The 13,389-nt window shown below is 72.3% G+C and carries 12 protein-coding genes and 1 pseudogene; 9 read left to right on the top strand and 4 right to left on the bottom strand.

What is annotated here, in order from left to right:
* Positions 1-14: 14 nt before the first annotated feature.
* Positions 15-1,298 (bottom strand): adenylosuccinate synthase, encoded by a 1,284-nt coding sequence (locus CXR04_RS16370; RefSeq protein ID WP_101423100.1) that lies wholly within the window; start codon positions 1,296-1,298, stop codon positions 15-17.
* Positions 1,299-1,443: 145 nt separating this feature from the next.
* Here CXR04_RS16370 and CXR04_RS16375 point away from each other — a divergent pair, with 145 nt between their 5' ends.
* The 4 genes from CXR04_RS16375 (at position 1,444) to CXR04_RS16390 (ending at position 4,701) form a co-directional block, all read left to right on the top strand.
* Positions 1,444-2,547 carry a diacylglycerol kinase family protein gene (locus CXR04_RS16375; protein WP_101423102.1) on the top strand — a complete coding sequence of 368 codons (1,104 nt, stop codon included), beginning with the start codon at positions 1,444-1,446 and terminating at the stop codon, positions 2,545-2,547.
* A 222-nt stretch (positions 2,548-2,769) separates the two neighbouring features.
* Entirely contained in the window at positions 2,770-3,402 is a 633-nt protein-coding gene (locus CXR04_RS16380) for a hypothetical protein (RefSeq protein ID WP_234380262.1), read from the top strand.
* Between the two features lie 335 nt (positions 3,403-3,737).
* A complete protein-coding gene (locus tag CXR04_RS16385; RefSeq protein WP_234380263.1) occupies positions 3,738-4,424 on the top strand; it encodes a hypothetical protein in 687 nt (228 codons plus the stop codon).
* A gap of 76 nt (positions 4,425-4,500) precedes the next feature.
* Positions 4,501-4,701 (top strand): hypothetical protein, encoded by a 201-nt coding sequence (locus CXR04_RS16390; protein WP_101423106.1) that lies wholly within the window; start codon positions 4,501-4,503, stop codon positions 4,699-4,701.
* 9 nt (positions 4,702-4,710) lie between these two features.
* Here CXR04_RS16390 and CXR04_RS16395 read toward each other — a convergent pair whose 3' ends face one another.
* On the bottom strand, positions 4,711-5,271 hold the full coding sequence (locus CXR04_RS16395) for a GbsR/MarR family transcriptional regulator (RefSeq protein WP_101423108.1): 561 nt from the start codon (positions 5,269-5,271) through the stop codon (positions 4,711-4,713).
* Positions 5,272-5,364: 93 nt separating this feature from the next.
* Between CXR04_RS16395 and CXR04_RS16400 the strand changes: the two genes are divergently transcribed.
* Both CXR04_RS16400 and CXR04_RS16405 read left to right on the top strand, forming a co-directional pair.
* Positions 5,365-6,288: an ABC transporter ATP-binding protein gene (locus CXR04_RS16400; RefSeq protein WP_101423109.1), complete on the top strand. Its 924-nt coding sequence runs from the start codon at positions 5,365-5,367 to the stop codon at positions 6,286-6,288.
* Positions 6,288-7,988, top strand: coding sequence for an ABC transporter permease (locus CXR04_RS16405; protein ID WP_101423110.1), 1,701 nt, complete (start codon positions 6,288-6,290; stop codon positions 7,986-7,988). Before CXR04_RS16400 ends, CXR04_RS16405 begins: the two co-directional genes overlap by 1 nt.
* 261 nt (positions 7,989-8,249) lie before the next feature.
* On the opposite strand, the gene CXR04_RS16410 is transcribed toward CXR04_RS16405, so the two are convergent.
* On the bottom strand, positions 8,250-9,266 hold the full coding sequence (locus CXR04_RS16410; protein ID WP_101423111.1) for a 2-hydroxyacid dehydrogenase: 1,017 nt from the start codon (positions 9,264-9,266) through the stop codon (positions 8,250-8,252).
* A 71-nt stretch (positions 9,267-9,337) separates the two neighbouring features.
* On the bottom strand, positions 9,338-10,528 hold the full coding sequence (locus CXR04_RS16415; protein ID WP_101423112.1) for a pyridoxal phosphate-dependent aminotransferase: 1,191 nt from the start codon (positions 10,526-10,528) through the stop codon (positions 9,338-9,340).
* A 100-nt stretch (positions 10,529-10,628) separates the two neighbouring features.
* Here CXR04_RS16415 and CXR04_RS16420 point away from each other — a divergent pair, with 100 nt between their 5' ends.
* The 3 genes and pseudogenes from CXR04_RS16420 to CXR04_RS16430 all read left to right on the top strand — a co-directional run bounded on the left by CXR04_RS16420 (position 10,629) and on the right by CXR04_RS16430 (position 13,374).
* Positions 10,629-10,853 carry a hypothetical protein gene (locus CXR04_RS16420; protein ID WP_101423113.1) on the top strand — a complete coding sequence of 75 codons (225 nt, stop codon included), beginning with the start codon at positions 10,629-10,631 and terminating at the stop codon, positions 10,851-10,853.
* A 226-nt stretch (positions 10,854-11,079) separates the two neighbouring features.
* Positions 11,080-11,598 carry a DUF2617 family protein gene (locus CXR04_RS16425; protein WP_101423114.1) on the top strand — a complete coding sequence of 173 codons (519 nt, stop codon included), beginning with the start codon at positions 11,080-11,082 and terminating at the stop codon, positions 11,596-11,598.
* A gap of 118 nt (positions 11,599-11,716) precedes the next feature.
* Positions 11,717-13,374: pseudogene (locus tag CXR04_RS16430) on the top strand (polyamine aminopropyltransferase).
* Positions 13,375-13,389 lie beyond the last annotated feature (15 nt).

The following is a 13,389-nucleotide window of genomic DNA, read 5'->3' on the forward strand; positions in this document are numbered from 1 at the left end:
ACTTAGCGGCAGGCTCAGAGGAACGAGTTGATCTGGATCGTCTCGTCCCGCCCGGGGCCGACGCCGATCGCCGACACGGGGGCGCCCGACATCTCCTCCAGCGCCTTGACGTAGCCCTGCGCATTCTTCGGCAGCTCCTCGAAGGACGTAGCCTTCGAGATGTCCTCGGACCAGCCGGGCAGCATCTCGTACACGGGCGTGGCATGGTGGAAGTCGGTCTGGCTGTACGGCAGTTCCGTGACCCGGCGGCCGTCGATGTCGTACGCGACGCAGACGGGGATGCGCTCCCAGCCGGTGAGCACGTCGAGCTTGGTGAGGAAGAAGTCCGTCAGGCCGTTGACACGGGTCGCGTAGCGGGCGATCACCGCGTCGAACCAGCCGCAGCGCCGGTCCCGGCCGGTGGTCACGCCGCGCTCGCCGCCGATGGTGCGCAGCCGGTCCCCGTCCTCGTCGAACAGCTCGGTCGGGAACGGTCCGGCACCGACGCGCGTTGTGTACGCCTTGAGGATGCCGATGACCCGGCTGATCCGAGTGGGGCCGACGCCGGCTCCCGTGCAGGCGCCCCCCGCGGTCGGGTTGGACGAGGTGACGAAGGGGTACGTGCCGTGGTCGACGTCGAGGAGCGTGCCCTGCCCGCCCTCGAAGAGGACGACCTTCCCGGCGTCGATGGCCTCGTTGAGCACGAGGGTGGTGTCGGCGACATACGGGCGCAACTGCTCCGCGTAGCCGAGGAGCTGCTCGACGACGGCGTCGGGGCGGATGGCGCGGCGGTTGTAGAGCTTGGCGAGGACCTGGTTCTTCTGGTCCAGCGCCGCGTCGACCTTCTGCCGCAGGATCGACTCGTCGAAGACGTCCTGCACCCGGATCCCGACGCGGTTGATCTTGTCGGCGTAGGCCGGGCCGATGCCGCGGCCCGTGGTGCCGATCTTCCGCTTGCCGAGGAACCGTTCCGTCACCTTGTCGAGGTCGGTGTGGTACGCCGTGATGAGGTGCGCGTTGCCGCTGAGGAGCAGCTTGGACGTGTCCACGCCGCGCTGCTGCAGCGCGCTCAGCTCGCCGAGCAGCACCTCGGGGTCGACGACCACGCCGTTGCCGATCACCGGCGTGCAGCTCGGCGACAGGATGCCCGACGGCAGCAGGTGCAGCGCGTACTTCTGATCGCCGACCACCACCGTGTGCCCGGCGTTGTTCCCGCCCTGGAAGCGCACCACGTAGTCCACCGAGCCGCCGAGCAGATCGGTGGCCTTCCCCTTGCCTTCGTCACCCCACTGAGCACCGAGCAGCACAAGTGCGGGCACAGGCGTACACCCCTTCCGGGCGGGGCATGTCCAACGTGCGGTGCGCCGTGCACCGGGGATCGGACCGGGCCCCGGATAGACGAAGCCCCTGGCACAAGTGCGACAGGGGCTCTTGCACCGAGAGATTACCTGAGGAAGGACCGTGGTGTCGGCTCCAGACCCCACCGGGCGCTCACTGCTCGTGCTCATCGACCCCGCTGCACGGCGGGCGGACGGGGAAGCCGTACGGATCGCGAGGGACGTGCTCTCCGCGGCGGCGGCCACGAAGATCTGCCTGCCGGAGACCGCGCCGGAACTCGCGCGCGCCCTGGCCCGCCGGGGGGCCCGCCGGCCGGTGGTCATCGGTGACGACCGGGCGTTCCTGCGGGTGGTGACCGAACTGCGCCGCCAGGAGACGCTGGCGGACGCGCCGCTGGCGCTGGTCCCGGTGGGCACGGCGAGAACGCTGGCGGCGACGCTGGGCGTCCCCACGGGCACGGTGACCGCGGCCCGGACGGTGCTGGACGGCGAGGAACGCCGGCTGGGGCTGCTGGTGGACGACGGTGGCGGGGTGGTGCTGGACGCGCTGCGCCTGCCGGCGGCGGGTGCGGGGCGGTCGGAGGGGGACCACCGGACACCGGAAGGCGCAAGCGCACCGGCCACCACCCCGGCCGCCGCTGCTCCGGCCGGCGGCCTGGCGGGCCTGACGCAGCGGGTGGGTTCTGGAGCGAGCGCGGTGGGCCGCCGGTGGACCCCGGCGGCGGGCCTGCGGGCGCTGGCAGCGAGGGCGGTGGGCCAGCGGAACGGAACGGTCCGCGAGCCGGGTACGCCGCCGGTGGTGGCGGAGTGGGGCGCGGAGGACGCGACGGGCGGCTGGGAGTCGGGCGGCGCGGAGGGCTGGCCACCGACGCCGGAGGACGGGGCGGACGGTGCCGGCGCGGCCGGCGGGGCCGGCGGCGGCCCGGCGGAGACGGCGCCCCCGGACGCGGACTTCCGCCTCCGCGTGGAGGCGGACGGCGTGCTGCTGGCGGACCTGGACGGCCCGGCGGCGCAGGTACGGGTGGTCACGGACCCGACGAGCGGCCTGGCCCAGGTGGTGATCCGCCCCCGCGGCACGGGCGACCCGCTGCACGCGGAGGCCCGTAGCGTACGAGTCTGGGGCAGCGACTTCCGCTACCGCGCCGACGCCCTCCTCAGTCCCCCGGTAAAGCAGCGCACCTGGACCGCCCACCCCAACGCCTGGCGCCTCATCACGGCCCCGATGCCGTGAACGGGCGCGGCCTGTCGGCCGTCCAGCGCCTCAAGAGGCAATTGCGGCGCGGAATCCGGGGTGGTGGAGTGATGAGGATCTTCGATAGCGTCGTCACACGGAGTTTCCCGTCATCACTCGGAGTTGATCGTGACCCGCCGCCCCTTGCCCGCCGCGACCGCGGCCGTTACCGGTACCGACTCTGTCACCCGCGGCGGGAGACGCACGGGTGCCGGACCTCGCGTGAAGACGTCGGCCGGTGCACTGGCGATCGCGACGCTGCTGCTGCTCACGGCCTGCGGAGGTAGTGACGACGGTGGGAGCGACGACAAGATCGATGCATCGAAGCCGTCGTCGTCGGCTTCCGAGTCACCGGCAGAGGCGGAAACTCCGGGCCGGCCGGAGATCAAACTGCCGGCCGACGCGAAAAACGTCTTCGAGGACACCGAGACCGGCGACCCGGAGAAGGACGCCGTCCTCGCGGACAACGAGGCGTGGGTCAACGCGGTCGACGATGCCATCCTCAGCGGAGAGGAGAGCACCGACGCGGTGCGCTTCTACACCGACGGAGTCGCATTCGGCCCCACGGTCGAGTACATCGAAGGCTGGGTGCAAGAAGGCGACACGTGGGTCGGCACAGCGCGATACTTCGATCGCAAGGTGACGCTCAACGAGGATGGCTCCGCCGCGGTGATCTACTGCATTGACGAGAGCAATGCCTTCGTAAAGGACGGCAAGACCGGTGAGGTTGATCGTTCGGCGGCCACCAAGAATGCCTACGTTCTCTACAACACGCGCCTTGAGAAGAACAAGGAGGGCGTGTGGAAGACCATCAACGCTCTGTCCGAAAGGGGGGCGAATCAGTGCCAGCCATGAGGCGCAGCGCCCTCCTGGCCGTTTGTTTAGCGGCGCCAGCCTTGCTGTTACCAGGGCAGGCCCACGCCGAAAGAACTGAACACGGTGGGATTTCTTCGGTCGAAGAAGGCGGAGGCACCGTGGACGGCCAAATCTCTGCGGCCGCCGGCGTGGAGGTCACCACAACCGGTGGGAGTGCCGAGGCTGGCGGCTCGGGCCCATTGACCCCGATCGGGGACTGGTCGCCTCCTGCATGCTGGTACGCACCGAAGTGGACCGCCGAGGAGGCCGCGCAGAGCCGTCTCGACGGAATGGTGGATCTGAGTCCGCAGCACGACGCGGACAATGCGGAATCCATGAAGGACAAGTACATCGACGGCGACCACGGAGCCTTCAATGTCAAGAAGAACGACAAGGGCTACTGGTGGGGCGCGTACAGAGACCCTGACCGCCTGAGCGACCCCACGGCAGGGGCTTGCAATGAAATGCCGTTCTGGGTCGACACCGGGGACGAGCCCCCCGCTGATATCGAGAACACCATCACGCCCGAACTCCTGGCTCAGCTCGCCTACGAGGAGATCCGGATTCCCGAGGGCACCGCGACCCTCCAGCCCGCCGACGACAACCAGGTCGTGAACCTGCCCACCTGGGTCTCGCTGGACGAAGCGACGTTCCACCCGGTGTCCGCGACCGCCTCCGTCGAGGTGCTCGACATCTCCGCCACCACCACCGCCCGGCCCGTCCGGGTCCACATCGATCCCGGGACCGGCGACGCGGTCACCTACCCGGAGTCGGGCGAGTGTCCGCTCGGTGACGGCGGCATCGGCCAGGAGCGGCCGGCCGGGGCGGAGGGGCCGCCTCCGTGCGGGGTGGAGTATCTGCGCTCCTCCGAGGCCACCGGGCCGTACCCCTTCCAGGCCACCGTCACCTGGGAGGTCAGTTGGACCGGGACCAACAATCCCGACCCCGCCGAACTCCCCGCGGGGACGTTCGGTACGCCGCAGGACGTCACCGTCAAGGAGATCCAGTCCGTCGTCCGCTGACCCGGCCGGGGGCGGCGGTGGACCCGGTTGCTTCGCCGGGGAGGCGGGGGGACGCGGGGCGGGGCAGGGTCGGGGTATGAGTGAGTTCGATCCGCCGCCCGGGGTGCCCGTCCGGTATCGCGGTGCGCGGGGGCGGCGGGTCGAGGTGGTGACCGGGCTCGTGGTCGCCGCGACGCTGTTCGGGGGTGGTGCCGCCTTCGGGGAGTGGCTGGCCGTGGGGGAGGATGCCGGTGCCGCTACCGGGGTTTCGCTGGAGCGCTGCGCCGCCGACGACTGAGCGGGGCGTTCACTCCGCCGCCGTCGCCTCCTGGCGCCGTTTGACGTAGTCCCACCAGCGCTGTTCCAGGCGGCCGTTCTCCTCCCGCAGGAACGCGAAGAACTCCGTCGTCTCCTCGATCCGCCGGCCCGCCGGGGTGTCCGGGCCGAGGATGCCGACGCCCGAGTCCAGGGTGTGCTCGAAGCGCCGGATGATCTGCTCCCGCTGGGCGAAGAGCTGGTACCAGCGGTCGCTCTCGATCCGGTACCGCTCGCGCCGCGAGCCCGGCTCGCGTTCCCGGCTGATGAAGCCGACCAGCCCGAGATAGCGCACCGCGCCCGAGACCGCCGCCGGGCTCACGTGCAGCCGCTCGCTCACCTCCGCGGCGGTGAGGGCGCCCGCGTCGTCCGCCAGGAGGCACGCGAAGACCCGGGAGGCCATGCGCTGCATGCCCATCTCGGTCAGCTCGCCGGCCACCCGCTCCACGTATCTCGCCACGGCCTCGCTGTCGCGGACCGCGCCTTCTCTGCGCTCCGCGCCGTCGCCGCGCTCTTCGCGCCCACCGCGCTCGTCACGCTGCTGATCTGCCACTTTTCTGCGTTCTCCCCGTCAAGCCCCGTCAGGGTCGACCCTAACGCTTCCTTAACTTCACAAATTTGTGAACGTTCGTGTAGCTTACATGCTATGACCAAGGCAATCACCGTCTCCGGCCTGACCAAGACGTTCGGCCGGACCCGTGCGCTCGACGGCCTCGACCTCGACGTGGAGACGGGCGAGGTGCACGGCTTCCTCGGCCCCAACGGCGCGGGCAAGTCCACCACCATCCGCGTGCTGCTCGGCCTGCTGCGCGCCGACACGGGCACCGCCCAAGTGCTCGGCGGCGACCCGTGGGCCGATGCCGTCACGCTCCACCGCCGACTGGCCTATGTGCCGGGGGACGTCGAGCTGTGGCCCAACCTCACCGGCGGTGAGGCCATCGACCTGCTCGCACGGCTCCGCGGCGGCATCGACAAGCAGCGTCGCGACGACCTCATCGAGCGCTTCGACCTCGACCCGACCAAGAAGGGCCGGAGCTACTCCAAGGGGAACCGGCAGAAGGTGGCCATCGTCGCCGCCCTCGCCTCCGACGCCGAGCTGCTCCTGCTCGACGAGCCCACCGCGGGTCTCGACCCGCTCATGGAGGTCGTCTTCCAGGACGTCATCACCCAGGCGAAGGCCGATGGCAAGACCGTCCTGCTGTCCAGCCACATCCTCGCGCAGGTGGAGAAGCTTGCGGACAAGGTGAGCATCATCCGGCTGGGGAAGATCGTGCAATCGGGCACGCTCAGCGAGATGCGCCACCTGACCCGTACGACCATTGAGGCCGAGACCGAGCGGCCCGCCACCGGCATCGACCAACTGCCCGGCATCCACCAGCTCCGTACCGACGACAGCCGGGTGCACTTCGCCGTCGACGGCGAGCACCTCGACGCCGCCGTGCGGCGGCTCGGCGAGTTCGGCATCCGCAGTCTGGTGAGCCATCCCCCCACCCTGGAGGAGCTGATGCTCCGCCACTACGGCGACGAGCTGGAGCACAACGGCCACCACTCGGAGGCGGGAGCGGCCTGATGTCTGCCACCCCCTCCGCCACCAACGACACCGAGGGCATGGGCGCCCCCGGCGCCACGACGTCCCGGCCGCTCGCGCCCCCGCGCGCCGCCGACGGCGGCGGTGCGCTCGCCGGCACCGGGACGCTCTTCCGGTTCGCCCTGCGCCGGGACCGCGTACGGCTGCCCGTGTGGGTGCTCGCGCTGTTCCTCGGCACCGCCTCCAGCGTCAGCAGCTTCGACACGTCGTACAACACGGCCAAGAAGCGCGCAGACATCGCCGAGACCATGGACAGCCCCGCCGGCCTGGCCATGACCGGCCCGCGGCACTACCTCGACGACTACAACATCGGCTCGATGACCGGCCACCAGATGCTCGGCTTCACGGCCGTGCTCGTCGGCATCATGAGCGTGCTCATCATCTCCCGGCACACCAGGACCGAGGAGGAGACCAACCGCGCCGAGCTGGTGCGCTCCGGGGTCGTCGGCCGGCACTCCTACCTCGCCGCCGCGCTCGGCGTCGCCGTCGTCGCCAACGTGGCGCTCGGGCTGCTGCTGGCAGCCGGCCTGTCCGGCATGGGCGTCGACGGCGTCGACGGCAAGGGCGCGCTGCTCTACGGCCTCGCGCACACGGCCGTCGGCATCTTCTTCGCCGCCGTCGCCGCGATCACCGTGCAGGTCACCGCGTACGCGCGCGGGGCGTCCGGCATGGCGATGGCCGTCATCGGCGCGGCGTACGCGCTGCGCGCCGCAGGCGACGTCGGCAACGACTGGGTGTCGTGGCTCTCGCCGATCGGCTGGGTCCAGCGCACCTACGTCTTCGTCGACAACCGCTGGTGGCCGCTGCTGCTCGTGCTCGCCGCGGCCGTGGTCTGCGCGGCGGCCGGCTTCTTCCTCAGCACCCGCCGCGACGTCGGCGCGGGCCTGCGGGCCGCCCGCCTGGGCAGCCCCGTCGGCTCGGAAGGGCTCACCACCCCGCTCGGCTTCGCGCTCCGGCTGCACCGCGGCCTGCTCGCCGGCTTCGGCGCGGGCGCGCTGCTGCTCGGCGTGATGTACGGGTCGATCCTCGGCGACGCCGAGGAGATGATCGACGGCATCGACGAGCTGGAGGAGCAGCTCGCCGAGGTCGGCGGCGCCAACGTGGCGGAGTCGTTCGCCTCGGTGGTGATGATCGTGCTCGCGGTCGTCTGCTCGATCTACGTCGTGATGGCCGCCCTGCGCCCGCGCGCGGAGGAGTCCGCGGGCCGCGCCGAGCCGCTGCTCGCCACCGCGCTGTCGCGCGACCGGTGGGTGCTCAGCCACACGTTCGTCGGCGCGGCCGGCGGCACGGCGCTGATCCTGCTCGCCGGCATCGGCTTCGGCGCCTCGGGCGCGGCCTCCACCGGCGACGGCGGGCTCTTCCTCAAGCTCGTCGGCGCGGCCCTGGCCTTCGCCCCGGCCCTGTGGGTCACGATCGGCCTGGCGGTCGCCCTCTTCGGGTGGTTCCCGCGGGCCGTGGCGGCCGCCTGGGTGGTCCCGGTGTACGGGTTCGTCGTCGACTACCTCGGCGAGATCCTCAAGTTCCCGGACATCCTGGGCGACCTGTCCCCCTTCGGGCACATCCCGCAGCTCCCGGCGCAGGACATGTCCTGGCCGCCGCTGCTGGTGCTGACGGCGATCGCCGTGGGGCTGGTGTGGCTGGGCCTGCTGGGCTTCCGGCGGCGGGATCTGGAGACGAAGTAGCGGTACGGGGGCGGGCGTCCGGCCGGAAGGCGGGGCGCCCGCCCCGACGCGTGCGCCGTACGACCCGCAGGCGCGCCCGCGTACGGCCCGCAGGCCCACGCACGTACGACCGGAAGCCCGCGCGCGTACGACCGTGCACCCCGGTCCGTACGGCCCGCGCCCCCGCGTTAATTCGCTCGCCCCGCACCCGCCCGCGCTGCTTGACTCCCGCCCCGTGACGCGGCGAGCCGGTCGCACGTCTCGGTGTACGAGAAAGTCTGATCAGCCGGAACCGGCGGGCGGGAGCAGGAAGTTCTCGCCCGTACGGCCGGCCAGCCAGTCCCGTACGTTGGCGAGCGTCGCCTCGGTGATCTGGCCGACCGCGTCGGCGGTGAAGTACGCCTGGTGCGAGGTGACCAGGACGTTGCCGAAGGTCATCAGGCGGGCCAGCCGGTCGTCCGTCATCACCTCCATCGACCGGTCGTGGTGGAACAGCCCGGCCTCCTCCTCGTACACGTCCAGGCCCACGCCGCCAAGACGCCCGGCGCGCAGCGTCTCGATCAGGGCGTCGGTGTCGACGAGGCCGCCGCGGCTGGAGTTGACGAGGATCGCGTCGTCCTTCATGGCCGCCAGCGCCGCCGCGTCCACCGTGTGGTGCGTCTCGGGCAGCAGCGGCGCGTGCAGGCTGATCAGGTCGGACTCGGCGAACAGCCGGTCCGTGCCGACGTACTCCATGCCCAGCGCCAGGCAGTCCGGGTTCTCCACGACGTCGCTGCCGAGCAGCCGCATACCGAAGCCGTGCGCGATGCGGGCGAAGACCTCGCCGATCTTCCCGGTTCCGAGGATGCCGGCGGTACGGCCGTGGAAGTCGCGGCCCATGAGCCCGTCGAGGCGGAAGTCGAACTCGCGGGAGCGGGTGGCGGCGCGGACGAGGCGGCGGTTGACGGCGAGGGCCAGGGCCCAGGCGAACTCCGCGACGGAGTACGGGGAGTAGTGCGAGACGCGGGCGACGGCCAGGCCGGCGTCCCGGGCGGCGTGGAGGTCGATGTTGTTGTAGCCGGTGGAGCGCTGGGCGAGGAACCGGGTGCCGCCCGCGGCGAGGCGGTGCAGGGCGGTGCCGTCCAGCTCGTCGTTGGCGCCGGTGAGGACGATCTCGTAGCCGGCGGCGGTGGGCACGGTGTCGCGGTTGAGGAACAGGTCGAGGCAGCGCAGGGTGTGCTCGCCGCCGAACGCCGCCGCGAAGGCGGGCTCGATCACCGGCAGCTCGTCGGCCTGCACGCCGTACGCGACGATCTCCATGGCTGCGCCTCCTCTGCCGACCATGCTCCGCACACCATGCTCCGGGCGCGCCGGCCCCTCGGCCTCCCGGCTTACGCCGAACGGCCCTCCTTCAGCCGCCGCACGGCCTCCGTCAGCACCTCGTCCTTCTTGCAGAAGGCGAACCGCACGATGCAGCGCCCGGCGTCCGGGTCGTCGTAGAACACCTGCGTCGGCACCGCGACGACCCCGCAGCGCTCGGGCAGCGACATGCAGTACGCGACGCCGTCCTTCTCGCCGAGGGGGGTGATGTCGGCGGTGATGAAGTACGTGCCGGCCGGGCGGAAGACGCGCAGTCCCGCCTCCGTGAGCCCGGCGGCGAGGAGGTCGCGCTTGCGCAGCAGGTCGGCGCGGAGGCCGGTGAGGTAGGCGTCCGGCAGCGCCAGCGCCTCGGCGACGGCGTACTGGAAGGGGCCGGCGCTGACGTACGTCAGGTACTGCTTGGCGGTGCGCACGGCGGCGACCAGCGGCGCGGGGGCGGTGACCCAGCCGACCTTCCAGCCGGTGAAGGAGTAGCTCTTGCCGGCCGACGAGATGGACACCGTGCGCTCGCGCATACCGGGGAGGGCGGCGAGCGGGATGTGCGCGCCGTCGAACACGAGGTGCTCGTAGACCTCGTCGGTGACGACGAGGAGGTCGCGCTCGCGGGCGAGGGCGGCGACGGCCTCCAGCTCGGTGCGGTCGAGGACGGTGCCGGTGGGGTTGTGGGGGGAGTTGAGGAGGATGAGGCGGGTGGCGGGGGTGACGGCGGCGCGCAGCTCGTCGAGGTCGAGCCGGTACGCGGGGGCGCCTGCGCCGGCGCCCGTGTCGGGGCGCAGGGTGACGGGGACGCGGCGGGCGCCGGCCATGGCGATGCCGGCGGCGTACGAGTCGTAGTACGGCTCCAGGGCGATCACCTCGTTGCCCGGCTCCAGCAGCGCGAGCAGCGCCGCGGCGACCGCCTCGGTGGCCCCGGCGGTGACGAGGACCTCCGACTCGGGGTCCCACTCCAGCCCGTACCACCGCCGCTGGTGCTCCGCGACGGCGTGCCGCAGCTCGGGGATCCCGGGCCCGGGCGGGTACTGGTTGCCGCGGCCCTCCCGGATGGCCCGTACGGCCGCCTCCGCGACCTCCGCGGGGCCGTCGGTGTCGGGGAAGCCCTGGCCCAGATTGATCGCCCCGGTGCGTACGGCGAGGGCGGACATCTCGGCGAAGATCGTGGTCACGAAGGGCGTCAGACGGCTGCTCAGCGGTGGGCGTCCCATGGGGACATGCTTGCACGGCGGAGGGTTGAGGAGGCCGTGCGCGGGGCACATCCGGTGTTACAGCGGACCTCCGCGGGGGCGGGGGAGATTGGAAGGTCCGATGGGATTCATCATTTTCGGCGTGGCCGCGATCGGGCTGGTCGTGGCACTGTCCGTCACCCTCTCCAGGCGTACCACCTACCGCGGCGTGCCGTCAGGCACGGGCCGCCGGGGCTTCGCGGGCGGGAGCAGTGGCGGGGCGGACACGGGCTTCTGGGGCGGGGACGGGGGCGGCGGGGACTGCGGCGGGGGTGGCGGCGGTGACGGAGGCGGCGGCGGGTGTTAGTTGTCAGAAAGTGAACAACTGACCAGTCGCGCGCCCGCGCGATGGAAACCCGGTGAAGAAGGGTAAAAACGCTGTCGGCGGGCCGCACTTCATGATTCCGTATTTCCCGGGCGCATTCCCCTTCTGCCGGGGCGTGCCCGCGTGCTTCTCGGCCTGCGCCCGCATTCGTGGTCCCGCCATGTGGCGGGCGGCGCGATGTCTTTCCATCTGCCTGCGGAGCCGACCCATGCTCACCACTCTCAAGACCTCGTACACGGATACCCGGGCCCAGGACCTCGCATGGCGGCTCGGGATGGACCCCATGCCGGCCCTCGCGGTGCTCGACCTGCGCCTCGGCTCCGCCGACGTACAGCTCAGACTGCTCGGTGCCTCGCATCAAGTGCTGCTCAGAGACGGCGACTCGGCGTGTTCCGAGACGGTCGCCTGTCTGCCGGGCAGCAGCACACCGCTCCCCCTCGGCGTGGCCAAGCAGGTCGCCGGGTGGGAGTACGAGTTCGCCGCCCGGGTCGAGACGCTGACCCGGGGGGCCTTCGAGTCCCGCGCCCAGGAGCTGCTGGCGCTGGTCGCCGACCACCCGCGCGGGCTCGCCGGCACGTTCCCCGGCAGCCCGCACGCGTTCACCGCGCTGCTGGTGCACCGTCAGGGTGACGTCGTCGGCTGGCGCACATGGCACTCGTATCCGCAGGAAGGACGCCTGGTGGCGACGCGGACGACGATGGCCGCGCGGGTCGCGGAGCCGGTCTAGGACGGTCGCCGGGCGCGCCGCCCATGCTGTGGACAGGGGGCAATTCGCCTATGCCCAGGGCATATTGCACACGTGTGGGTGACAAGGGGCGGCACCGGCGCAAACGTATCGTTCCTCCGTGATCGAACCGTACGAGCAGACGACGCGCGCCCCCGGCCGCGCCCGCGCGCTGCCGGGCGCGCCGCCGCCCGCCCTCCCGGTGCCGCCCGCCACCGGGCGGTTTCTCGTGCTCGCCACCGTCTTCGTCTGCGCGGCCTGCGGGTTGGTGTACGAGCTGGAGCTGGTGGCCCTCGGGTCGTACCTGATCGGCGACTCCGTCACCCAGGCGTCCGTCGTGCTGTCCGTCATGGTCTTCGCGATGGGCGTCGGCTCGCTGCTGGCCAAGCGGCTGCGGATCCGCGCGGCCGTCGCCTTCGGCGGCGTCGAGGCGGTGCTCGCGCTGCTCGGCGGGCTCTCGGCGATGGCGCTGCACGCGTGCTTCGCGTGGTTCGGCCAGCCGCGGTTCGTGCTCGTGGCGTACGCGCTGGCGATCGGCGTGCTGATCGGCGCCGAGGTGCCGCTGCTGATGACGCTGATCCAGCGCGTCCGGCGGCAGGACCCGGGCGGCGCGGTGGCCGACCTCTTCGCGGCGGACTACGTGGGCGCGCTGGCCGGCGGCCTGGCCTTCCCGTTCGTGCTGCTGCCGTGGCTCGGGCAGCTCTCCAGCGCGCTCATCACGGGGGCGGTCAACGCCACGGCGGGGTGTGCGCTGGTGCTCTATCTCTTCCGGCACGACCTGAGCCGGCGCGCACGCTGGGCGCTGTTCGCGGCGAACGCGACGGTCCTGGCGCTCCTCGCGCTTGCCGCACTCCTGTCCGCCCCTTTCGAACGTGCGGCCAGAAACGCGGTCTACGGCTCGGAGGTGCGGGTGGCGCAGACGACCGACGTCCAGGAGATCGTCCTCACGGCGGACAAGGGCGGGGCCGTGGCGCTCTACCTCGACGGGCAGTTGCGCGTGGACTCCGCGGACGAGCAGCGCTACCACGAGGCGCTGATGCGGCCCGCGCTGGCCGCGCCGGACTCGCGGCGGCGGGTCCTCGTCCTCGGCGGCGGCGACGGCCTCGCGGCCCGCGAGGCGCTGCGGCACGCGGACGTCGCGGAGGTGACGATCGTGGAGCGGGACCCGGCGCTGAGCCGGCTGGCGGCCGAGGACCCGCGGCTGACGAGGCTCAACGAGCACGCGTACGGGGACCCGCGGCTGCGGGTGGTGCACGCGGAGGCGTTCGACTGGCTGCGGCGGTCGGCGCCGCGGGGGCGGTACGACGTGATCGTGTCGGATCTGCCGGGGCCGCGGAACACGGGGAGCACGAAGCTGTATTCGCAGGAGTCCTACGGGCTGGCGGGGCGGGCGCTGGCGGACGGGGGTCGGCTGGTGGTGCACGCGGCGTCGTGGGCGGGGCCTGGGTCCGGGTCCGCTTCCGGGAGCGGGAGCGGATCGGATTCCGGGAGCGGGACCGGGACCGGGAGCGGGACCGGATCCGAGGCCGGGGCGGTGGCCGGGCCGGGGTCCGGGGACGCCGCGCACAGCCTGTGGACGGTGGCGGCGACCGTACGGGCCGCGGGGCTGGCCCCGTGCGCGTACGAGGCGGGCGACAGCGACGACCGCTGGGGCTTCGTGCTCGCCGCCCGCCGCCCCCTCGCCCCGACGCTGCCCCCGGCGCGGGCCCGCTGGCGGCGCCGCCGGAGGCGGCGGACCTGGCGCCGTCGACGCTGCTGCACCCGAGGTATCAGCGGTGAAAACGGGGCGGGTTG

Origin of the sequence: Streptomyces sp. CMB-StM0423 (assembly GCF_002847285.1) — a bacterium.
Classification (GTDB): Bacteria; Actinomycetota; Actinomycetes; order Streptomycetales; family Streptomycetaceae; genus Streptomyces.